Raw genomic sequence first — 21,221 nt, forward strand, 5'->3', positions numbered from 1 at the left:
TCGTGTCCGCCGAGGCCAGAATCAGCTCGCGTCGCGCAGCAGCTCCACCAGGTTGTGGTCGAGGTCGAGATAGAGGTGCTCGCGCCCGGCGGGCACCAGTCCCTGGACGCGCTTGAGGAACCGGCGCAGCTCGCTGGTGCGGATGTGCACCATCGCCACACCCTCGGGGGCGTGGAACTCCACGACGGTGCGGTCGTAGCCGTACGGCCGAACCCGTACGTCCCCGAGCCCTGCCGGCGCGTCGACGCCCGCCGCGAGCAGCTCGCGGGAGAACGCCCAGGACACGTCGGTGCCTTCCAGGGTCGCCGTGGCGGGGAAGGCGATCCGTACGGCGAAGGGGTCACGGCGGTCGTAGAGCAGCGTCGCCGGGACGGATTCCATCCGGGGCGCCGAGGCGACCATACGTGCCTGCACGGCGTGTTCGATCACGGTGGACAAGACCTTCTCCTCGGTGCACGGCTCGCCGGCGTCTGCCTGACACCGGAAGAGACGGCAGAACGAGCCATTGCGTGCATCGGACCCCTGCGTGATGTGTGTCACCGCCCGCGCGCGGGAGACGGCACCCTGGACGGGGTGCGGCGGGTGGGCTAGCTTCCAGCGCCATGACGTCCATGGGGAAGACGAGACGAATGGTGTCGGTGGGGCTGTGCGCGGCGGCGGTTGCCGCAGCTCTGACGGTCCCGGCACAGGCGACCCAGCACTCCGGCGGCGGGGTGTCACCGCAGTGGAACCTCAAGCAGACCGGTACGGACGTACGGTTCCGGGGACTCGCGGCCGTCAGCCGCAACACCGCCTGGGTGGCGGGCTCCAAGGGCACCGTGCTGCGCACGGCGGACGGCGGCCGCAGCTGGCGCAACATCTCGCCCCCGGGAGCGGGGGAGCTGGAGTTCCGCGACATCGAGGCGTTCGACAGCCGTCGCGCCGTGGTGCTGGCGATCGGCGAGGGCGAGGCGTCCCGCGTCTTCCGCACCACGGACGGGGGAGCGACCTGGACCGAGTCCTTCCGCAACCCCGATCCGAAGGCCTTCTACGACTGCGTCACCTTCTTCGACACCCAGCACGGCCTCGCCATGAGCGACCCGGTGGACGGCAAGTACCGCATTCTGTCCACCGCCGACGGCGGCGCGTCCTGGAAGGTGCTGCCCAGCGCCGGGATGCCGGCCGCGCTGCCCGGCGAAGCGGGCTTCGCGGCGAGCGGTCAGTGCCTCGTCAGCTCCGGTCCGAAGGACGTCTGGCTCGCGACCGGCGGCGGCGCCACAGCCCGCGTGCTGCACTCCTCCGATCGCGGTCTGAACTGGACCGTCGCCGAGTCCACCATCCCGGCGGGCGATCCGGCTCGCGGAGTCTTCGCCCTCGCCTTCAGCGACCGCCGGCACGGCCTGGCCGTCGGCGGTGACTACCGCCCCGACCAGCAGTCGCCGAAGGCGGCGGCAGTCAGCCGTGACGGCGGCCGCAGTTGGCAGCAGTCCACGACACCGCCGCCCGCCTACCGCTCGGGTGTCAGCTGGCTGCCGCACAGCAGCCGCGCGGCCCTGGCGGTCGGCCCGACCGGCACCGACCTGACGCTGGACGGGGGCCGCCGCTGGCGCACCGTCGACACCGGCTCGTACGACACGGTCGACTGCACGAAGGACTTCGGCTGCTGGGCCTCGGGCGAGAAGGGCCGTGTCGCACGGCTGGAGTTCAACAGGACCGAGGCCGGGTCCGTCATCCGCTAGGCCCCAGCCGCCGTGAAGGTCCCGCAGTCCCGCGGGTGTTGTCCGGCCGATCGGCGCGAGCCCGCGATCGGCCGGGACCCCTGGGTCGTGTCCCTAGAGCTGCTGCCGGTACGGCGCGAGTCCGGGCGCGGTCTTCGTCGCGATGAACTCGGTGATCCGGTACTCGCACACTCCGCCGACCGTGAAGGGGTCGGCCGCCGCGATCTCCTCGATCCGCGCGCGGTCGCCCCCGACGGCCAGGATCACGCCGCCGTCACGCGGGTTCTTGCGGCCCGAGGCGATGAACACACCCTCCTCGTAGAGCGCGTCCAGCCAGGCCACGTGCGCATCGAGCAGCGCGTCGACGCGCTCGATCGGAGCGGTGTAGGTCAATTCCAGTACGAACATGATCGACAGGCTAGCCCGTGCGCGCCGTGCCGTTCCGGGGCGGTCCGGCAGTCCCGGGACGGCCCGGCACGCCTGCGTTCCAGATTCCGCCGAAGGTTCGCGAGTCGCTGTTCCGCGCGCTCGGCACGCCCTCCGGCGTCACCGTCTCGAAGCAGCCGGTCGAGGACGCCGCCGGCCGGCCGGCCCTGGCGGTGTACGAGGCGCGCACCGAGGACAACCTGCGCCAGGAGCTGCTGATCGACCCGAAGACCCATACGTACCTCGGCCAACGCACCCTGTACGTGGTCGGCGGCCAGCTCGACGGCAAGGTGACCACGAAGGACACGTTGGTGAGGCGCACGGCTCTGGTGGCGAACAAGGTGGTGGACAACCACAGTCTGCGCTCCTGAGCCGGGGCGTCGCCGCGTCCGGCGCGGACGACGGCTCCGCGGGCGGCCCGAACGCCCCGCGGAGCCGGAGCCGTTGGCGGGGCGCCCGCCCGGTGCCGTTCGCGGGGCGACCGCCCGGCTCCGCGTCGTAGGGTGGCCGCACCATGAAGATCATCGAGAAGCCCGCCGACTGGCCCGCCGACGAGGCGACGGCCATCGCCGTCCAGGACGAACTGCGGACCCGCGTGGTCCTGGACGAGCCGGGACCGCCGCCCTCCTCCGGGCTCGTGACGGGCGTGGACGTGGCGTACGACGACGAGCGTGACGTCGTCGCGGCGGCGGCCGTCGTGCTGGACGCCGTGACGCTCGACGTCGTGGAGGAGGCCACCGCGGTCGGCCGGGTGGCCTTCCCCTATGTTCCCGGGCTGCTGGCCTTCCGCGAGATCCCCACCGTGATGGCCGCTCTGGCCTCGCTCACCCGCGACCCCGGCCTCGTCGTCTGCGACGGCTACGGCCGGGCGCACCCCCGGCGCTTCGGGCTCGCCGCCCACCTCGGGGTACTGACCGGGCTGCCGGTCATCGGAGTCGCCAAGAACCCCTTCGTCTTCACCCACGCCGAACTCGGGCCCCTCCGGGGCGACGTCGCCGCCCTCCTCGCGGACGACGGGGAGGAGGTCGGCCGTGCGCTGCGCACCCAGGACGGGGTGAAACCGGTCTACGTCTCGGTCGGCCACCGCACCGGCCTCGACAACGCCTGCGCGCACATCCTCGCCCTCACACCGCGCTACCGGCTCCCGGAGAGCACCAGGCGTGCCGACCGCCTCTGCCGCCGGGCACTCATCGAGGCGACCGCGTAGGACGTACCGGGCTCTCGACGGCCCGACCGCCGGGCCGGCTCCGGCAGCCGCTCCGCCCCGGTCTCAGCGCGCGGCCGCCACCCGGAATCGGATCCCGGCAGCCTGGAGCCGCCCCAGCAGCGCGTCGCCCATCGCGACAGCCGTGGTGACCTGCCCCGAAGTGTCCGGCAGGGTGTCGAAGACCAGGCACAGCGCCGACTCGGCGAAGATCTTCGCCGTCTCGTCGTATCCCGGATCGCCGCCCGAGACCTCCGTGTAGACGGTGCGTCCGCCGCCCTCGCCGACGAAGCGCACCGAGAACCAGCTCTTCGCCCGGCGCTTCTCGTCCGGTCCCTCGCCCGGCTTGATCCGCTCCGACAACCAGCGGCGGGCCGCGGGCAGTTGGGCGAGCCCCACCAGGGCGCCGACCGCCGCGGCCCCGCCCGCCGCCATGGGCAGCGTCCTGACCGCCGCGTAGTGCCGGTAGCGGAAGTCCGGCCCGTAGCGGGCCAGCGCCCGCGCCGACCGGGCGATGATCTGGCCGTCGATCACCGGCAGCGGCAGCGCCCAGGCCTGCGTCTCCCGGCTGAACCTCGGTGTGCCGAGCGGGGAGCGTGCCCGCCGTCCCATCAACCGCGGTTCGTGCAGTCGTCGTTGGTGCGCGGCCTTCGCCATCTGCCGGCCGCGGCCCATCGCGTTGAGCGCGGACGCGAACGTGCCGCCGGAGAACGCTGCGTTGGAGCGGACGAATCCGTCGACGTTCAGCGGTACGTCCTGGGGCAGCTGCTGGACGGTGTAGTACGCGCCCAGGTCGTGCGGCACGGAGTCGAAGCCGCAGCAGTGCACCAGCCGGGCCCCCGTCTCCCGGGCCCGCGCGTCGTGGCGGACGTACATCAGGTCCACGAACTCGGGCTCGCCCGTCAGGTCGATGTAGTCCGTCCCCGCCTCGGCACAGGCGGCGACCAGCGGCTCGCCGTACCAGAGGTAGGGGCCGACGGTCGTGGCCACCACCCGGGCGGACTCGGCGAGTTCGCGCAGCGCCTGCTCGTCGTCCGCCTGCGCCTCGATCAGCGGAAGGTCCGCGCAGCCGGGGTGGTTCTCGGCGAGGCGCTCGCGCAGCCGTTCGAGCTTCTGGCGGCTGCGGCCCGCGATCGCCCAGCGGCATCCCTCCGGCGCGTGCGCCGCGAGGTACTGGGCGGTGAGCTCCCCGACGAATCCCGTGGCTCCGAAGAGCACGATGTCGTACGGGCGCTGCTCGCGACCGGTCGCGTCCTGCCTGTTCAATGGCCCCTCCGCCGTTGTCGTCGGTGGCTGAGGCTAGCGTGCGAACGCGCCCGGAAAAAGATGCGTTCCCCATCGGTAACATCCGGCCGCCCCGAGGTCAGGACGCGCAGCGGGCCGAATCTAAGCGCTTGCTCGGCCCAGACCCTTGTATCCGGTGGAACGCGTTCTTACCATCACTGGTGTTACATCAGTTGTGTCACATCAGAGCAGGGGACTCCATGGCAGTGGCAGGGAACGGCCCGCTCTCCGGAGTGCGCGTGGTCGAGCTGGCGGGAATCGGCCCCGGCCCGTTCGCCGCCATGCTCCTGGCCGACCTGGGCGCCGATGTCGTACGGGTCGACCGGCCCGGCGGCGCCGGACTCGCGATCGACCCCGCGTACGACCTCACCAACCGCAACAAGCGCTCCGTACTGATCGACCTCAAGGCCGACGACGGGCCCGAGCAGGTGCTCGCTCTGGTCGAGCGGGCCGACATCCTGATCGAGGGTTACCGCCCGGGCGTCGCCGAGCGCCTCGGAGTCGGGCCCGAGGAATGCCTGGCCCGCAATCCGCGGCTCGTCTACGGACGGATGACCGGCTGGGGCCAGGAGGGACCGCTGGCGCAGCGGGCCGGGCACGACATCTCCTACATCGCGATCACCGGCACCCTCGGCATGATCGGCAAGCCCGACGAGCCGCCCGCCGTCCCCGCCAACCTCGTCGGCGACTACGCGGGCGGCTCCCTCTATCTCGTCGTCGGCGTGCTCGCGGCACTCCAGCACGCCCGCACCGAGGACGGCCGGGGCCAGGTCGTGGACGCGGCCATCGTCGACGGCACCGCCCACCTGGCCACGATGATCCACGGCATGATGGCGGCCGGCGGCTGGCAGGACCGGCGCGGGGCGAATCTGCTCGACGGCGGCTGCCCCTTCTACGGCACCTATGAGACGGCCGACGGCGAGTACATGGCGGTCGGCGCGCTGGAGCAGCAGTTCTACAACGAGTTCGTCGAGCTGCTCGGCATCAAGGACGAGGCCCCCGCCCGTAAGGACTTCGAGCGCTGGGACGAGCTGCGCGCCGCCGTCGCCGCCCGGTTCAAGACCCGTACCCGTGCGGAGTGGACCGCCGTCTTCGAGGGCTCCGACGCCTGTGTGGCGCCGGTGCTCTCCCTGCGGGAAGCTCCCGCGCACCCGCATCTCGCCGCCCGCGGCACCTTCGTCGACCACAGCGGGCTGGTCCAGCCGGCGCCCGCACCACGGTTCTCCGCCACCCCCGGTTCGGTGCGCACCGGTCCCGCCATGCCGGGAGCCGACACGGCCGCCGTGGCCCGTGACTGGGACCTGCCCGGCCTCGTCGAGCCCGCCAAGGAGGGCACCCTGTGAAGCGCCAGATCTTCGCCGCGGACCATGAAGCGTTCCGCGAGACCGTCCGCACCTTCCTCGCCAAGGAGGTCCTGCCGCACTACGAGCAGTGGGAGAAGGACGGCATCGTCAGCCGGGAGGCCTGGCTCGCCGCGGGGAGGCAGGGGCTGCTCGGCCTCGCCGTTCCCGAGGAGTACGGAGGCGGTGGGAACCCGGACTTCCGCTACAGCGCCGTCCTCGCCGAGGAGTTCACCCGCGCCGGTGCGGCCGGGCTCGCGCTCGGGCTGCACAACGACATCATCGGCCCCTACCTCACGGGACTCGCCACCGAGGAACAGAAGCGGCGCTGGCTGCCCGGCTTCTGCAGCGGCGAGATCATCACCGCCATCGCGATGACCGAACCGGGCGCCGGGTCCGACCTCCAGGGCATCCGTACGACGGCCGAGGACCGCGGCGACCACTGGATACTCAACGGCTCGAAGACCTTCATCTCCAACGGGATCCTCGCCGACCTCGTCGTCGTCGTGGCGAAGACGACGCCCGAGGGCGGTGCCAAGGGTTTGTCGCTGCTGGTCGTCGAGCGTGGTGCGGAGGGCTTCGAGCGCGGCCGCAACCTCGACAAGATCGGCCAGAAGTCCCAGGACACGGCCGAGTTGTTCTTCAACGACGTACGCGTCCCCAAGGAGAACCTCCTCGGCGAGCGGGACGGCGCCTTCATCCATCTGATGACCAACCTCGCCCAGGAGCGCATGGGCATCGCGGTCGCCGGTATCGCCGCCGCCGAGTACCTGCTGGAGATCACCACCCAGTACGTCAAGGAGCGGGAGGCCTTCGGACGGCCGCTGTCCCGGCTCCAGCACATCCGCTTCGAGATCGCGGAGATGGCCACCGAGTGCGCCGTCACCCGTGCGTTCCTCGACCGCTGCATCGTCGATCACGCGAACGGTGAGCTCGACGCCGTCCATGCCTCGATGGCCAAGTGGTGGGCCACCGAACTGCAAAAGCGCGTCGCCGACCGCTGTCTGCAACTGCACGGCGGCTACGGCTACATGACCGAGTACCGCGTGGCCAAGGCCTTCACCGACGGCCGTATCCAGACCATCTACGGCGGTACGACCGAGATCATGAAGGAGATCATCGGTCGCTCCCTGCTCGCCTGACCCGACCTTCATCACCCTCGAAAGGCTGCTGTCTTGAGTACCGAAGCGTATGTCTACGACGCGATCCGCACGCCTCGCGGCCGCGGCAAGGCCACCGGCGCCCTGCACGGCACCAAGCCGATCGACCTCGTCGTCGGCCTGATCCACGAAATCCGCGACCGCTTCCCCGGACTCGACCCGGCGGCCGTCGACGACATCGTGCTCGGCGTCGTCGGCCCGGTCGGCGACCAGGGCTCCGACATCGCCCGTATCGCGGCGATCGCGGCGGGGCTGCCCGACACGGTCGCCGGTGTTCAGGAGAACCGCTTCTGCGCCTCGGGTCTCGAAGCGGTCAACATGGCCGCGATGAAGGTCCGTTCGGGCTGGGAGGACCTCGTACTCGCCGGTGGCGTCGAGTCCATGTCGCGAGTGCCCATGGCCTCGGACGGTGGTGCCTGGTTCGCCGACCCGATGACCAACTTCTCGGTCGACTTCGTCCCGCAGGGCATCGGCGCCGACCTGATCGCCACCATCGAGGGCTTCTCCCGCCGCGACGTCGACGAGTACGCCGCGCTCTCCCAGGAGCGGGCCGCGGCGGCCTGGAAGGACGGCCGCTTCGAGCGGTCCCTCGTGCCCGTCCGCGACCGCAACGGTCTGCTCGTCCTGGACCACGACGAGCACATGCGCCCCGGCACCACCGCGGACTCCCTCGCCTCCCTCAAGCCGTCCTTCGCCGGGATCGGCGACCTGGGCGGCTTCGACGCGGTGGCGCTCCAGAAGTACCACTGGGTCGAGAAGATCGACCACGTCCACCACGCGGGCAACTCCTCCGGCATCGTCGACGGCGCCGCCCTCGTCGCGGTGGGCAACAAGGAGGTCGGCGAGCGCTACGGGCTCACCCCGCGCGCCCGGATCGTCGCGGCCGCGGTCTCCGGCTCCGAGCCGACCATCATGCTCACCGGGCCCGCCCCCGCGACCCGCAAGGCGCTCACGCGGGCCGGGCTCACGATCGACGACATCGACCTCGTGGAGATCAACGAGGCGTTCGCCGGTGTCGTCCTGCGCTTCGCCCGCGACATGGACCTCTCCCTGGACAAGATCAACGTCAACGGCGGCGCCATCGCCATGGGCCACCCGCTCGGCGCCACGGGCGCGATGATCCTCGGCACGCTCGTGGACGAACTGGAGCGCCAGGACAAGCGGTACGGGCTCGCCACTCTCTGCGTGGGCGGCGGCATGGGTATCGCCACCGTCGTCGAGCGTCTCTGACCGTCCTGTCCCTCACGGCCCCACAACGGAGCAGCCACACCATGAGCGAGACCACCACTTCCTCGACCATCCGATGGGAACAGGACGACACCGGCATCGTCACCCTGGTCCTCGACGACCCCAACCAGTCCGCGAACACCATGAACCAGGCGTTCAGGGACTCCATCGCGGCCGTCGCGCAGCGCGCGGAGGCCGAGCAGGACTCCATCCGCGGCATCGTGTTCACCTCGGCGAAGAAGACCTTCTTCGCCGGCGGCGACCTCAAGGACATGATCAGGATCGGTCCGGAGAACGCCCAGCAGGCCTTCGACGCGGGCATGTCCATCAAGCACGCCCTGCGCCGGATCGAGACCCTCGGCAAGCCGGTCGTCGCCGCCATCAACGGCGCGGCTCTGGGCGGCGGTTACGAGATCGCCCTCGCCTGCCACCACCGCATCGCCCTCGACGCACCCGGCTCGAAGATCGGCCTGCCCGAGGTCACCCTCGGACTGCTGCCCGCGGGCGGCGGCGTCACCCGGACCGTACGCCTGCTCGGCATCGCCGACGCGCTGCTCAAGGTGCTCCTCCAGGGCACCCAGTACTCCCCGCAGCGGGCCCTGGAGAACGGCCTGGTCCACGACGTGGCCGCCACCCAGGACGAGATGCTGGCCAAGGCGCGCGCCTTCATCGACGCCAACCCCGAGTCCCAGCAGCCCTGGGACGTCAAGGGCTACAAGATCCCCGGCGGCACGCCGTCGAACCCGCGGTTCGCCGCCAACCTCCCCGCCTTCCCCGCGAACCTCAAGAAGCAGACCGCAGGCGCCCCCTACCCGGCACCGCGCAACATCCTCGCGGCCGCCGTGGAAGGCTCCCAGGTCGACTTCGAGACCGCGCAGACCATCGAGGCCCGGTACTTCACCGAGCTGGTCACCGGCCGGATCGCCAAGAACATGATCCAGGCGTTCTTCTTCGACCTCCAGGCCGTCAACTCCGGGGCCAACCGGCCGCAGGGCATCGAGCCGCGCCCCGTCCGCAAGGTGGCGGTGCTCGGTGCCGGGATGATGGGCGCCGGCATCGCCTACTCCTGCGCCCGGGCCGGTATCGACGTCGTCCTCAAGGACGTCACCGCCGAAGCGGCGCACAAGGGCAAGGAGTACAGCGAGAAGCTGCTCGCGAAGGCCTTGTCCCGCGGCCGTACGACCGAGGCCAAGCGGGACGCGCTGCTCGCCCGCATCACGCCGACCGCCGACCCCGCCGACCTCGCGGGCTGCGACGCCGTGATCGAGGCGGTCTTCGAGGACACCACGCTCAAGCACAAGGTGTTCCAGGAGATCCAGGACATCGTCGAACCGGACGCGCTGCTCTGCTCCAACACCTCGACGCTGCCCATCACCGCGCTCGCCGAGGGCGTGACGCGCCCCGTCGACTTCATCGGGCTGCACTTCTTCTCGCCCGTCGACAAGATGCCGCTCGTCGAGATCATCAAGGGCGAGCGCACCGGCGACGAGGCGCTGGCCCGCGCCTTCGACCTGGTCCGGCAGATCAACAAGACGCCCATCGTCGTCAACGACTCGCGCGGCTTCTTCACCTCGCGTGTGATCGGCCAGTTCATCAACGAGGGCGTGGCGATGATCGGCGAGGGCGCCGACCCCGTCTCGGTCGAGCAGGCCGCGGCCCAGGCCGGCTACCCGGCCAAGGTCCTCTCGCTGATGGACGAGCTGACGCTCACCCTGCCGCGCAAGATCCGCAACGAGACCCGGCGCGCGGTCGAGGAGGCCGGCGGCACCTGGGCGGGCCACCCGGCGGACGCGGTCATCGACCGGATGGTCGACGAGTTCGGCCGCCCGGGCCGCAGCGGCGGGGCCGGCTTCTACGAGTACGACGAGGAGGGCAAGCGTGCCGGACTCTGGCCCGGGCTGCGCGAGCACTTCGCGAAGCCTGACGTCGAGATCCCCTTCGAGGACATGAAGGAGCGAATGCTCTTCTCGGAGGCGCTCGACACGGTGCGCTGCCTGGAGGAGAACGTCCTGACATCCGTCGCGGACGCCAACATCGGCTCGATCATGGGCATCGGCTTCCCGGCTTGGACGGGCGGGGTGCTCCAGTACATCAACGGGTACGAGGGCGGGCTGCCCGGCTTCGTGACGCGCGCCCGCGAGCTGGCCGCTGCCTACGGTGAGCGGTTCGAACCGCCGGCGCTGCTGGTGCACAAGGCGGAGCGGGGCGAGCGGTTCAGCGACGAAGGGCAGACGCTCTAGGAACGATCGGGGCCGCCTGCCGGTCCCTGCGCCTCCTGCGCCTCCTGCGTCATCCGCGGGTGAGTGCGCCGCCTTCGTCGGCGGCGCGCTCACCCCGGCCGGCCCTGCGGGAATCGGCGCCGGTGTCTTCGGATGCCGGCGCCGATTCGCCTGCGGGCACGGCCGCCCCGGTCCCCACGTGGGAGTCCAGTGCCGCGAGGAGCCAGTCGTGCGCGGACCCGGGCGTCGGTTCGGGCGGTCCGTCCGGCGGGCTGATCAGCTCGGCCGTCAGCTCCCAGTACCGGTCGATCCGCGGGTCGGCGGCGAGCTGCCCGGACAGCAGACGGCGGAAGCCCGGGGTGTCCCGGGTCCCGAACGCGCTCGCGTACGCGTCCACGAAGCCGTCCAGCGCCTCACCCGGGTACGGCCCCCGGTCGCGGCGCATCTGGGCGCCCGCCAGTTCGTACGCCTCGGCAAGGCCCGCGTACAGCACCGCCGCCCCACGGGATCCCGCGACCTGGTGCGCGTGCGGACGGCACGGCTTCGACCCGCCGCACGGACCGGTCGTCATCGCGGACAGCCGGGCGAAGGCGAGCACCTGCGCCGGGTCCGGGTCGTCGGGCGGATGGGGGACCGCCACCTCCAGGAACGCGGACGTCGCCCGGGCCGGCATCCGAGGCGGCAGCCAGGCACGCCAGAAACGGGCCAGCGGGGCCGTGCTCGGCGGTGCGGTCACCGCCCCGACCAGCCGCAGCCGGTCCGCCCGCTCGCCGGGCGGGCTCTCCTGCACCAGTCGCAGGGCCGCCTCCCGCCAGCGCAGGGCCGCGAGCTGGGAGCCGATCGCGCGCAACTGCCCGGCGACGGCATCCTCCAGCGCACCGCCCGCCGCGACGGCGGGGTCCTCGCCGTCCTGCTCGTCGAGAACGCGGCGCACCTCGGCCACCGGCAGATCGAGGGTGCGCAGCGAGCGGATCAACCGCAGTCGCTCCAGTGCGCCGGGGCCGTAACGACGATGCCCGCCGGCACTGCGGGAGGCCTCCGGCAGCAGCCCGCTGTCGGAGTAGAAGCGGACGGTCTTGACGCTGACACCCGCGCGTTCGGCGAGCTCGCCGATGCCGCACAGGCCGTCGGGCGAGGAGAACACTTGAACCTCCCTCAGGGGGAGTTCCTACGGTACCGGCGAGCGCGGCCGGTCGATCGGACCGGTCCGCGGAGGGCGACGATCGAGGAGAGGCCCATGACCGCATTCATCCTGGTGCCGGGCGTGTTCACCGGCGCGCAGGTGTGGGAGGAGACGGCCGCACGACTGGCGAAGGCGGGCGACGAGGTGCACACGGTGGACCTCACCGGGCTCGCAGGGGCCGGCGCCGCCGCGCCCACCGACGTCGAGAGGCCCGTCGATCGGGAGACAGATCTGGAGACACACATCGCCGATGTGCTCACGGTGATCGACGCGGTGGGCCCGGCGGCGGACCGGGGGATCGTGCTCGTGGGCCACGACTACGGCATCCATCCGGTGATGGGCGCCGCCGACCGGCGGGCGGAGCGCGTCTCCCGGATCGTCTGCGTGGACTCCGGCCTGCCGCGGGACGGTGTCCCGGCCCTGGCCGCGGTGCCCGACCAGCGCCTGCGTGAGCAGCTGGCCGAGCGGGCGGGGGCGGAGCGGAGCGGGACGGAGCCGGGGGAGCTGCCGCCCCCGGCACGCGACGAGTGGCAGCGCTGGGGCAGCACGGCGGGTGTCCCCGCAGCGGCGCTCGACCGGCTCACCGGCCTCGCCGCACCGCAGCCGCTGGGCACGCTGCTCCAGCCGCTGCGGCTCACCGGCGCCGTGTCCGCGGTGCCCACCACCGGTGTGCTGTGCACCGGCAACGGCACGAGCATCGAGCTGGTCCGGATGCTGGTGGGCATGGGCGATCCCGCCCTGAAGGTCCTGACGGCCCCCGGGGTGACCTTCTTCGAACTGCCCACCGGGCACTGGCCCATGCTGTCCTGCCCGGCCGAGCTGGCCGACGTCCTGCTGAAGGCCGCTGCCGGTGAGGGGGACCGGCTGGAGCCGGCCGACGCCACGGAGCCGCCGGCCCATCTGCGGCCCTTCCTGCTCGACGTGCCCGAGCTACCCCGCGAGCGGATCGGCACCGTGGACCTGTACCTGCCGGCCCACGCGGAGGCCCCGCGCCCGGCGGTCGTGTTCGTGCACGGCGGGCCGGTGCCCGCCGGCGCCCGGCCCACCCCACGGGACTGGCCGACGCTGACCGGGTACGCGCGGTACGCGGCCGGCGAGGGCGTGGTGGGCGTGACGCTCGACCACCGCCTGCACGACGTGGCCGACTACGAGCGGGCCGCCGGCGACGTGGCCGCCGCGGTGGAGAGGGTCCGGGCCGATCCGCGCGTGGACGCGGACCGGATCGCCCTGTGGTTCTTCTCGGGCGGCGGTCTCCTCGCGGCGGACTGGCTGGCGGCGGCGCCGACATGGCTGCGCTGCCTGGCGGCCACGTACCCGGTCCTGGCACCACTGCCGAACTGGGGCCTCCCGGGCGGCCGGTTCCGGCCCGCGGAGGCGGTGGCGCAGGCGGGTGCGCTGCCGGTCGTGCTCACCCGGGTGGGGCTGGAGAGCCCCGAGATCGCGGCCACCGTCGAGGAGTTCCTGGCCACGGCCACCGGCTGCGGTGCACATGTCGAGGTGGTCGACGTGCCGAACGGGCATCACGGTTTCGAGACCCGTGACCCGACCGATGAGTCGCGCGAGGCTGTCCACCACGCGATGCGCACGGTGCTGGGCCGTCTGCGGCCCTGAGCCGCGGACCCAGGGTCTGTCGTGTGGATCAGGCCGGGTCCGTGTCGGGGCCGTGCTCGGTGTCCGGCTCCGCGCCGAACGCGGCCCGCAGCTCCTCCTTGAGCGACCGCTGGAACGCGGTGACCAGGGCCTGCACCACCAGCGGCTGCATATGGGCCGACAGGGACTTCATCGCCGCCACGTGCTCGGGGTCGGCCTCCCGGCGCCGGTACGGGTTCCACACCTCGTCCCGGAACAGCCGGGTGAGCTCCTGGGCGGCCGAGCGGGTGTGCTCGACCAGAACGGTGCGGGCGGCGAGGATCGTCTCGTGGGCGATGGGCACGTCCAGCAGCTGCACGCCGAGCCGGAACAGCCCGCGGTCGAGCCGGAAGACGCCCGGCTCCGGCGCCCGTTGCAGGACGTCCATCGCGATCAGCCGGCCGATGTCCTCCTCGCTCAGCGGCCGCCCGGCCCGCCGTTCCAGCTCGGCGGCGGTCGCCTCCTCCGCGGAGTCGGGTGCCCAGGACGCCACCATCGCGCGATGGATCGCGAGGTCGTGGGCGCTGAGGTCGTCCGGCAGCTGTTCGAGATAGCGTTCGATGGCGGACAGCGTCATGCCCTGGTGCTGGAGCTCCTCGATGAGGGCCAGCCGGGACAGATGGGCGGGGCCGTAGTGGCCCACGCGGCGGGGCCCGATGGTCGGTGGGGGCAGCAGCCCGCGGGTGCTGTAGAAGCGCACGGTGCGCACGGTCACCCCGGCACGGGCAGCCAGTTCGTCGACGGTGAGGGTCGGCTCGTCGGTCTCGGTCGCCACGCTCGTGCCTCGCTCTCCACCGCTCGTCGTCGATCTCCCTGCGGTGCAACAGTATTGCTGTCTCACCATTGTTGTGAAAGCGGTGGGAGCGGGCGGAACGATAGTCAGTGACGATTGTCAGTGGTGATCCGTACGGTGGATGCATGTCGGGGATCACGTATGTACGGGGGGACGCCACCGCGCCACAGGGCAAAGGCGTGAAGCTGATCGCGCACGTCTGCAACGACCTGGGCGGCTGGGGGAAGGGCTTCGTGCTGGCGCTGTCCCGCCGCTGGCCGGAGCCGGGAGCAGGCCTACCGCCGCTGGCACCGGGACCGCGCGTCGAACGACTTCGGCCTCGGCGCCGTGCAGTTCGTCCGCGTCGGCCCGTATCTGTGGGTCGCCAACATGGTGGGACAGCGGGGGACCAGGACCGGGAGCAAGGGGGTTCCCGTGCGGTACGGGGCGATCGACACGGCGCTTGCCGCGGTGGCGGTACAGGCGGCGGAGCTGTCGGCGTCGGTGCACATGCCGCGGATCGGCTGCGGGCTCGCGGGTGGCAGATGGTCGCGGGTCGAACCGCTGATAACCGACCGGCTGACGTCGCGGGGGACGGCGGTCACGGTGTACGACCACGACTGAGGCGGGCCGGGGGCCGCTGGGGGGCCGGCCCCGACGCGGGCCCCGGGGCCCGAGCGGTGCCCGCGCGGGACGGCCGGGAGTGCGCGCAGGACTGGGGCGTGCGCTCGGGACGGCCGGGGGTGCGCGCTCGGGGTGAGCGACCCTCGGCCGTCCGCGCGATGACGTCAGTAGACGGTCACGCCGTACGCCGCCAGTGCTTCGCTCACCGGCTGGTGGATCGCCGAGCCGTTCGTTCCCGTGCAGCCGGCGCTGCCCGAGTGGATGCCCAGTGCGACGGAACCGGCGAAGTGGGCGCCGCCGCTGTCGCCGCCCGCCGAGCAGGCGGTGGTGCGGACCATGCCGTAGACCGGTCCGTCGCCGTAGTTCACCGTGACGTTCACGGCGGTGACGGTGCCGGCGGTCACGTGCGTCGTGGAGCCGCTCTTGCGGACGGCCTGGCCGACGATGGCGTCGGCGGCGGAGGCGATGTCCTGGTAGCCGCCGTTGTAGAGGTTGACGTTCCCGGCGGGCTGGTCGGTGCCGGTGTAGCGCACGATGCCGTAGTCGTTCGTCGGGAAGCTGGTGCCCTCGCGGGTCCCGATCGCGGCGCCGCCGGACGTGGCCGACCACGTGGCGCCGAGATTGGTGCAGTGGCCCGCGGTCACGAAGTAGCGGACCGTGCCCTTCGCGGCGTTGAAGGCGGCGGAGCAGCGGACGCCTCCGCCGTAGATGGCGTCACCGCCGGCGACCTCCTTGGTGAACACCCCCGGCACACGCGCGATGCGGACGGCGTCGCCGAGGGTGGCGGCGACCCGGGTCAGGCGCGCCATGGAGAGCGCGGAGACGGACCGGTCGGCCTCGATCGCGACCTGGTTGGTCGAGGGGTCGATGCCCCACGAGGTTCCGGTGATCTTCGCCTTGGTCTCGAGGACGTTCATGGCGGCTTCGAGCTGGGCGGTGCTGCGCTCGACGAGTTCGGCCCGGGCGCCCGAGGCGCGTACCTCGTCGGCGGCGGACTGGTCGATCACCGTGACGACGAGTTCGCCGGTCTCGGAGTCCAGGTAGGAGCCGGCCGAGCGGTCGCCGAGGGTCCGTTCGAGCGTGGAGTCGAGTGCGTACTGGCCGGGGGAGGCCGTGACGCCCGGGGCGGGGCTCGGCACCGGGTCGGGCGCGGCGTGGGCGGTCCCGGTTCCGAGACCGACGGCGGGCAGGGTGAGCAGTACCGAAAGGCAGATGCGCGCGCGGAGCGTGCGTCTCATGGGGGGCTTCTCCTTCGCAGGTGTCCGCTGTGGGGGGATTTACCGAGAAGCAGTGTGGACTGGACCAGTCCGGGGTGCGGACTCAATGTGGCATGACCCTGTCACGCAGACAAGAGTGTGGAAGGCCCCCCGGAAGAGCGGTTCTTCACGGGTGGTCAGATCGTTCGGCAGGCCGGACCGCGGCAGGCGGGACCTCGCGGCTCCGCACCGCGGCCGCGGCCGCCCGGCGCACCCGAATCGCGGGTATCGGCCCGGCGCCCTCCGCCGCCACGCACCCGGCCACACCGGTCCGTCCGTACCGGTCCTCGCGAACCGCACCCACGCCGGACCGCGCGGCACCGGCCGTTGGTGCCCACGACTGCGAGGCCGGTCAGCGGATCGGCCCGCCGCCATCCGGGTGCCGCGCCGCCCGCGCACGGCAGTTCGGCCAGAAAGGTGAACGTCACGCCGGGCAAGCGGCCCGTCGGCAACCGGAGCGGCCGGCCCGGTCGTGCGGCCGTTGTGGTGACGACCTGTGCCACCCACGCGCCGCCGCCGAAACCCCTGCGACCCGCGACGGTCCCTGCCGCCGGATGGCTGACCCGCTGGAGGCGGGCCGACCGTCCAGGGCGGTGAACGGCAGCGGTGGCCATGACGTGCCCGAAAGCCGTCACGGCCACCACCGCGGAACCCCGACACCCTCGCGGTCACGGCCGCGAGGCGGGCCGGCCGACCGCGAAGGGCTTGCGACTACTGCCCGGACGCTGCCACCGGGTAGTGGTCGGAGAGGTTCGTGTACGTGTAGTCCGTGCCCCAGCTGGAGACCGTCCAGGGCGCGCTCTGCTCCTTGATCACGTCATTGGTCCAGCCGGCCTGCCGCACATGCCCGGCACGGTGCAGGACGTAGTCGAGGTCCTCGCGGGCGTCGTCCGGGTAGCGATCCGCGGCGATCGAGTTCTGCTCGGTGTCGAAGGAGTACGGGTGGCCCGTACGGGTGTCCGCCCCGGCCAGCCCGGCGTCGGCGAGCATCGTCGCGTACTCCGGGGTGCGCGAGTCCACGTTGAAGTCACCCGCCACGACGACCTGTTCGGACGCCGGGATCTTCTTGGCGTCGAGGAACGCGTCGATCGCCCGGAACTGGCGGCTGCGCATCTGGGCCGCCTCACCCGCGCCGCAGCCGGAGTCGGTGGACTGCGCGTGCGTGCCCACGACGTGCACCTTCGTGCCGTTCACATTCAGCACCGCGTACACGAAACCCTTGTTGGACCACCAGTCCGAGCCACACGCGTCCTTGTAGACCCACTGCTCCTTGCGGACGATCGGCCACTTGCTGAGGACGGCGACACCGCCGTCCTCGGGGGTGGCGGCCGAGTAGGAACCGCCGGTCGCGTCCCAGCCGCTCTTGCTCCGCCCCATCACCGGTGTCTGGTACGGGTACTGCGCGGCGGCGTTCTGTTTCATGGCGTCCGAGGACGAGTTGTCGAACGCCTCCTGGATGACGACGACGTCGTTGCCCTGGAAGAACGAGGTCGCGGGAATCGCCGCGGCCCGGTGGTCCTGGCCCCAGTTGGGATAGAGCGTCTTGCTGAAGAGGAAGGTGTTGTACGTCAGCACCTTCAGGCGTGGCGTCGCGTCCGCCGCGGCGGACGCCGTCGGGGCCGTGCCGGTGAGTACGGCGGCGGCGAGCGCGGTCGACAGGGCCACGACGGGCAGGCGGCGGAGCGAGGACGGCGGCACAGGGACTCCCGGGTGAGGTGGGGGGTACGAGCGGCGACGCACATCAAAGCAGCCGCAGTTACTCCTTGGTAATGGCTCGGGGCCTTCTTTCTTGCCGCCACAAAACGATCTCACCAACTCACGGGCCGGGCATGTGTGCGAAGGGGGTACCCCTCCGGGTGGGCTTGTCGGGCCCGGGTGTGTGCGTCGCCCGTCCCACGGACATGTGTGCGCAAGTCTGGAGAGTTCACAGCCGAAGACACCTCAGGTGGGGAACGAATGAGCCTGCGCACCGACATGGCGAACGACCGAAGGCGACAACTGGCGTACCGCGCCCGTCTGCTGACCGAGGCGGACTGGTTCTCCACCGCCGCCGTCTGCGCCATCGCGGTCAACGCGATCCTGCTGGGAGTGGAGACGTACGCGGGCTTCGCCGACCGCTGGGAGTTCCAGCTGAAGCTGCTCGAACATCTGCTTCTGGGAGTGTTCAGCCTGGAGATCCTGGTGCGTGCCGCCGCTCACGCCGACCGCCCCGCGGACTTCTTCCGCAACCCCTGGAACATCTTCGACATGGTGGTCGTCCTCAGCGCGTTCCTGCCGTTCCTCAGCGAGAACACCACCGTGCTGCGGCTGCTGCGCCTGGCCCGGGTCATCCGCACCGCACGCTTTCTGCCGCAGCTGCGGATCATCGTCACCGCCATCGGCAAGAGCATCCCGGGAGCCGTGAGCTTCCTGCTGGTCGGCACGCTGCTGCTGTATCTGTACGCGATGCTCGGCTGGGCGTCCTTCGCCACGGCCGACCCGGAGCACTACGGCTCGCTCGGGAGGGCGGCACTCACCCTCTTCGTGCTGATGACGCTCGACGGACTGGGCGACGCCGTCAACGCGGGGCTCCAGATCTCGCCCTGGTCCGTTCTCTACTACGCCTCGTATGTGCTGCTCAGCTCGTTCCTGCTGGTCAATCTGCTGATCGGGGTGGTCATCAACTCGCTCGAACAGGCCCGGGTGCTGGACGAGGAGCGCAAGGCGCCCGCGGCACCCGGCCCCGAGGCCGCCCAGGAACTCCGGGACCGGATCGCCGCCGCCCGGGCCTGCCTGGCGGATCTGGAAGGGCTCCTCGTCCAGGTCCCGGCCCAGCCGGAAAAGGCCGGCACCACACCCTGACGCACGAGGACGTGAGGGCTTCGGCCCGCAGACGTCCGAAGCCGAGCACGCGGCCGTGAGGGCAAGGAGGCAGGCCGTAAAATGGCGGTATGTCCCAGGTTGTGGCCCCTTCGCCGCCTCCGCCGGGCGGCGTGCTCTGGTCCGTCGTCGGCGACGTCCGCGAGCTGCTCATGCTGCCCGCCGCACTCGCCCTCCAGGTCGCCCACCCCGCCGTCGCCGCGGGCGTCGACGAGCACTCCGTCTTCCGCACCGATCCCTGGGGACGCGGTGAGCGCTCTCTGCACTCGCTCCAGCTGTGGGTGTACGGCGGGGAGGAGGCCGCCCGCGAAGGACAGCGGGTGCGCCGGCTCCACCGGTCCGTGCAGGGCACCGACCCCTACGGCCGCACCTACCACGCTCTGAGCCCCGACTACTACGCCTGGGTGCACGCCACGGGCTTTCCCGTGTTCCAGCACGCGCTGCACTATCTCGCGCGTCCCCTCACCGAGGCGCAGGAGCGCCGGCTGTACGCGGAGTGGCTCCAGGTCGGCCGGGTCCTCGGCATCCGCGAGAGGGACATGCCCCCGACGATCGAGGCCTTTTGGCCCTACTTCCGCAGGGTGCTCGCCGACGAGGTGGAGGAGACCGCCGTCCTGCGCGAACTGATCGCCCTGGACGCGCCGGTACCACCGCCCGGCCTCGGCCCGCTGCCCGTCAGAGCGCTCCTCGGGACCCTCTGGCCGGCGCTTCTGCCGTCCTTCGTCCGTATCCGCCGCTTCCTCACCATCGGGCTCATGCCGCCCGAGGCACGCGCGGCGATCGGCCTCGACTGGACCGACCGCCAGGAGCGGGCGCTCGTCCGCCTCGGCCGGGTCGTACGGGCAGTGGTGCCCGTACTCCCCGACCGGCTGCGTTACCTCCCGCTCGCGCGCGAGGCGCGGCGGGCCGCCGGCCTCAGCGGGCCAGCCCGCCGCGCGCGACGACGTCGCCGTACCAGCGGGCGCTGTCCTTGAAGGTGCGCCGCTGGGTCGCGAAGTCGACATGGACGATGCCGAACCGCTTGCTGTACCCGTAGGCCCACTCGAAGTTGTCCAGCAGCGACCACAGGAAGTACCCGCGCACATCGGCCCCGGACTCGATCGCCCGGTGCACGGCCGTCAGATGCGAGGCGAGGTACGCGACGCGCTCGGGGTCGTGGACCTCGCCCGAGGGATCGGCGTAGTCGTCGTACGCCGCTCCGTTCTCCGTGATGACCAGCGGAACGCCCGGCAGGTCCTCGCTCAGCCGGGTCAGCAGGTCGTACAGCCCATCGGCGTCGACCGGCCAGTCCATCGCGGTGCGCGGGCCCGGCGCGGGGACGAACCGTACGTGCTCCTCGGCTCCTGCCCACGGCGACGGTGACTCGGACGACCCGGCGGCGACGACGGTGGGGGAGTAGTAGTTGATGCCCAGCCAGTCGATCGGGGGAGATCGCCTCCAGATCCCCCTCCCTGACGAAGGACCAGTCGGTCACCGTCGCGGTGTCGCGGACCAGGTCCTGAGGGAGCCGGCCGTGGAAGACCGGTTCGAGGAAGACGCGGTTGCCGACGGCGTCGATCCGCCGCACCGCGTCCAGGTCGGCCGCGGAGTCCGTCAGCGGACGGACCGCGTGCAGATTGAGCGTCAGCGCGATCTCGGACGTTGCCGGAAGGGCGGAGTGCAGAGCCTGCGCCGCCCAGCCGTGCGCCAGATTGAAGTGGTGCGCGGCGCGCAGGGAGGCGTGCGCACTGGTGCGGCCGGGGGCGTGGACGCCGTTGCCGTAGCCCAGGAAGGCCGCGCACCACGGCTCGTTGAGGGTGATCCAGGCAGCCACGCGGTCGCCGAGCGCGTCCGCCATGATGCCCGCGTAGTCGCCGAAACGCTGCGCCGTCTCGCGCTGCGGCCAGCCGCCGGCGTCCTCCAGCTCCTGCGGCAGGTCCCAGTGGTAGAGCGTGGCCACCGGACGGATGCCCGCCGCCAGCAGCTCGTCGGTGAGACGGCGGTAGAAGTCCAGGCCCTTCTGCACGGCCGGGCCCCGGCCGGTCGGCTGCACCCGGGGCCAGGAGACCGAGAAGCGGTAGTCGGTGATGCCGAGCTGCTTCATCAGCGCGACGTCCTCGCGCATCCGGTGGTAGTGGTCGGCGGCGATGTCGCCGGTGTCGCCGTTACGGACCTTGCCGGGGGTGCGGCTGAAGGTGTCCCAGATGGACGGCGTACGGCCGTCCTCCGCGGCTGCGCCTTCGATCTGGTACGCGGCGGTCGCGGTGCCCCAGCGGAATGCGGCGGGGAACCGGAGCTCCGTCGTCGTATCGGGGCGGGCGTCGACAGCGGTCATGAGGCGGAACTCCCAGGAGGTGTGGTG

The 21,221-nt window shown here is 71.9% G+C and carries 17 protein-coding genes and 2 pseudogenes; 11 read left to right on the forward strand and 8 right to left on the reverse strand.

All coding sequences use genetic code 11. The features are described 5' to 3' along the window. Positions 1-21: 21 nt before the first annotated feature. The gene (locus tag ACQPWZ_RS30815; protein ID WP_340476538.1) at positions 22-438 is read right to left on the reverse strand and encodes an SsgA family sporulation/cell division regulator; all 417 of its coding nucleotides are present in this window, start codon (positions 436-438) and stop codon (positions 22-24) included. Between the two features lie 164 nt (positions 439-602). Here ACQPWZ_RS30815 and ACQPWZ_RS30820 point away from each other — a divergent pair, with 164 nt between their 5' ends. Continuing rightward, on the forward strand, positions 603-1,718 hold the full coding sequence (locus ACQPWZ_RS30820) for a WD40/YVTN/BNR-like repeat-containing protein (RefSeq protein ID WP_433572981.1): 1,116 nt from the start codon (positions 603-605) through the stop codon (positions 1,716-1,718). A 93-nt stretch (positions 1,719-1,811) separates the two neighbouring features. On the opposite strand, the gene ACQPWZ_RS30825 is transcribed toward ACQPWZ_RS30820, so the two are convergent. Beyond that, the gene (locus tag ACQPWZ_RS30825) at positions 1,812-2,105 is read right to left on the reverse strand and encodes a YciI family protein (RefSeq protein WP_340476540.1); all 294 of its coding nucleotides are present in this window, start codon (positions 2,103-2,105) and stop codon (positions 1,812-1,814) included. 17 nt (positions 2,106-2,122) lie between these two features. Between ACQPWZ_RS30825 and ACQPWZ_RS30830 the strand changes: the two genes are divergently transcribed. Beyond that, entirely contained in the window at positions 2,123-2,494 is a 372-nt protein-coding gene (locus ACQPWZ_RS30830) for a hypothetical protein (RefSeq protein WP_433572982.1), read from the forward strand. A 143-nt stretch (positions 2,495-2,637) separates the two neighbouring features. Further along, positions 2,638-3,330 (forward strand): endonuclease V, encoded by a 693-nt coding sequence (locus tag ACQPWZ_RS30835; protein ID WP_433572983.1) that lies wholly within the window; start codon positions 2,638-2,640, stop codon positions 3,328-3,330. Between the two features lie 63 nt (positions 3,331-3,393). On the opposite strand, the gene ACQPWZ_RS30840 is transcribed toward ACQPWZ_RS30835, so the two are convergent. Then, positions 3,394-4,593, reverse strand: coding sequence for a saccharopine dehydrogenase family protein (locus tag ACQPWZ_RS30840; protein WP_433572984.1), 1,200 nt, complete (start codon positions 4,591-4,593; stop codon positions 3,394-3,396). Between the two features lie 218 nt (positions 4,594-4,811). On the opposite strand from ACQPWZ_RS30840, the gene ACQPWZ_RS30845 reads away from it, so the two are divergent. From ACQPWZ_RS30845 to ACQPWZ_RS30860, 4 genes are read left to right on the forward strand one after another with little or no spacing between them, the layout of a single operon-like run. Then, positions 4,812-5,954 (forward strand): CaiB/BaiF CoA transferase family protein, encoded by a 1,143-nt coding sequence (locus ACQPWZ_RS30845; RefSeq protein ID WP_356703364.1) that lies wholly within the window; start codon positions 4,812-4,814, stop codon positions 5,952-5,954. Continuing rightward, the gene (locus tag ACQPWZ_RS30850; RefSeq protein ID WP_328862360.1) at positions 5,951-7,093 is read left to right on the forward strand and encodes an acyl-CoA dehydrogenase family protein; all 1,143 of its coding nucleotides are present in this window, start codon (positions 5,951-5,953) and stop codon (positions 7,091-7,093) included. Before ACQPWZ_RS30845 ends, ACQPWZ_RS30850 begins: the two co-directional genes overlap by 4 nt. Before the next feature lie 33 nt (positions 7,094-7,126). Beyond that, positions 7,127-8,341, forward strand: coding sequence for an acetyl-CoA C-acetyltransferase (locus ACQPWZ_RS30855; RefSeq protein ID WP_340476545.1), 1,215 nt, complete (start codon positions 7,127-7,129; stop codon positions 8,339-8,341). A gap of 41 nt (positions 8,342-8,382) precedes the next feature. Next, on the forward strand, positions 8,383-10,578 hold the full coding sequence (locus ACQPWZ_RS30860; protein ID WP_433572985.1) for a 3-hydroxyacyl-CoA dehydrogenase NAD-binding domain-containing protein: 2,196 nt from the start codon (positions 8,383-8,385) through the stop codon (positions 10,576-10,578). A 49-nt stretch (positions 10,579-10,627) separates the two neighbouring features. Here ACQPWZ_RS30860 and ACQPWZ_RS30865 read toward each other — a convergent pair whose 3' ends face one another. Next, the gene (locus ACQPWZ_RS30865; protein ID WP_433572986.1) at positions 10,628-11,701 is read right to left on the reverse strand and encodes a MerR family transcriptional regulator; all 1,074 of its coding nucleotides are present in this window, start codon (positions 11,699-11,701) and stop codon (positions 10,628-10,630) included. A gap of 93 nt (positions 11,702-11,794) precedes the next feature. Here ACQPWZ_RS30865 and ACQPWZ_RS30870 point away from each other — a divergent pair, with 93 nt between their 5' ends. Then, positions 11,795-13,351: an alpha/beta fold hydrolase gene (locus ACQPWZ_RS30870; RefSeq protein ID WP_433572987.1), complete on the forward strand. Its 1,557-nt coding sequence runs from the start codon at positions 11,795-11,797 to the stop codon at positions 13,349-13,351. 28 nt (positions 13,352-13,379) lie between these two features. Here the strand turns inward: ACQPWZ_RS30870 and ACQPWZ_RS30875 are convergent, their stop codons facing one another. After that, the gene (locus ACQPWZ_RS30875) at positions 13,380-14,144 is read right to left on the reverse strand and encodes a MerR family transcriptional regulator (protein WP_340476549.1); all 765 of its coding nucleotides are present in this window, start codon (positions 14,142-14,144) and stop codon (positions 13,380-13,382) included. Between the two features lie 143 nt (positions 14,145-14,287). On the opposite strand from ACQPWZ_RS30875, the pseudogene ACQPWZ_RS30880 reads away from it, so the two are divergent. Next, positions 14,288-14,765 (forward strand): annotated as a pseudogene (locus ACQPWZ_RS30880) (Appr-1-p processing protein). Positions 14,766-14,929: 164 nt separating this feature from the next. Here the strand turns inward: ACQPWZ_RS30880 and ACQPWZ_RS30885 are convergent. Further along, positions 14,930-16,003 carry a S1 family peptidase gene (locus ACQPWZ_RS30885; protein WP_340476551.1) on the reverse strand — a complete coding sequence of 358 codons (1,074 nt, stop codon included), beginning with the start codon at positions 16,001-16,003 and terminating at the stop codon, positions 14,930-14,932. Positions 16,004-16,732: 729 nt separating this feature from the next. After that, the gene (sph, locus tag ACQPWZ_RS30890; RefSeq protein ID WP_433572988.1) at positions 16,733-17,719 is read right to left on the reverse strand and encodes a sphingomyelin phosphodiesterase; all 987 of its coding nucleotides are present in this window, start codon (positions 17,717-17,719) and stop codon (positions 16,733-16,735) included. A 258-nt stretch (positions 17,720-17,977) separates the two neighbouring features. Between sph and ACQPWZ_RS30895 the strand changes: the two genes are divergently transcribed. Both ACQPWZ_RS30895 and ACQPWZ_RS30900 read left to right on the forward strand, forming a co-directional pair. After that, positions 17,978-18,862, forward strand: a complete 885-nt coding sequence (locus ACQPWZ_RS30895) for an ion transporter (RefSeq protein ID WP_433572989.1) — start codon at positions 17,978-17,980, stop codon at positions 18,860-18,862. 89 nt (positions 18,863-18,951) lie between these two features. After that, positions 18,952-19,854: an oxygenase MpaB family protein gene (locus tag ACQPWZ_RS30900; RefSeq protein WP_433572990.1), complete on the forward strand. Its 903-nt coding sequence runs from the start codon at positions 18,952-18,954 to the stop codon at positions 19,852-19,854. On the opposite strand, the pseudogene ACQPWZ_RS30905 reads toward ACQPWZ_RS30900, so the two are convergent. After that, a pseudogene (locus tag ACQPWZ_RS30905) lies at positions 19,796-21,194 on the reverse strand (GH1 family beta-glucosidase). The gene ACQPWZ_RS30900 and the pseudogene ACQPWZ_RS30905 overlap by 59 nt on opposite strands. Positions 21,195-21,221 lie beyond the last annotated feature (27 nt).

The organism is Streptomyces sp. CA-251247 (genome assembly GCF_050952975.1).
Taxonomy (GTDB): Bacteria; Actinomycetota; Actinomycetes; order Streptomycetales; family Streptomycetaceae; genus Streptomyces; species Streptomyces achmelvichensis.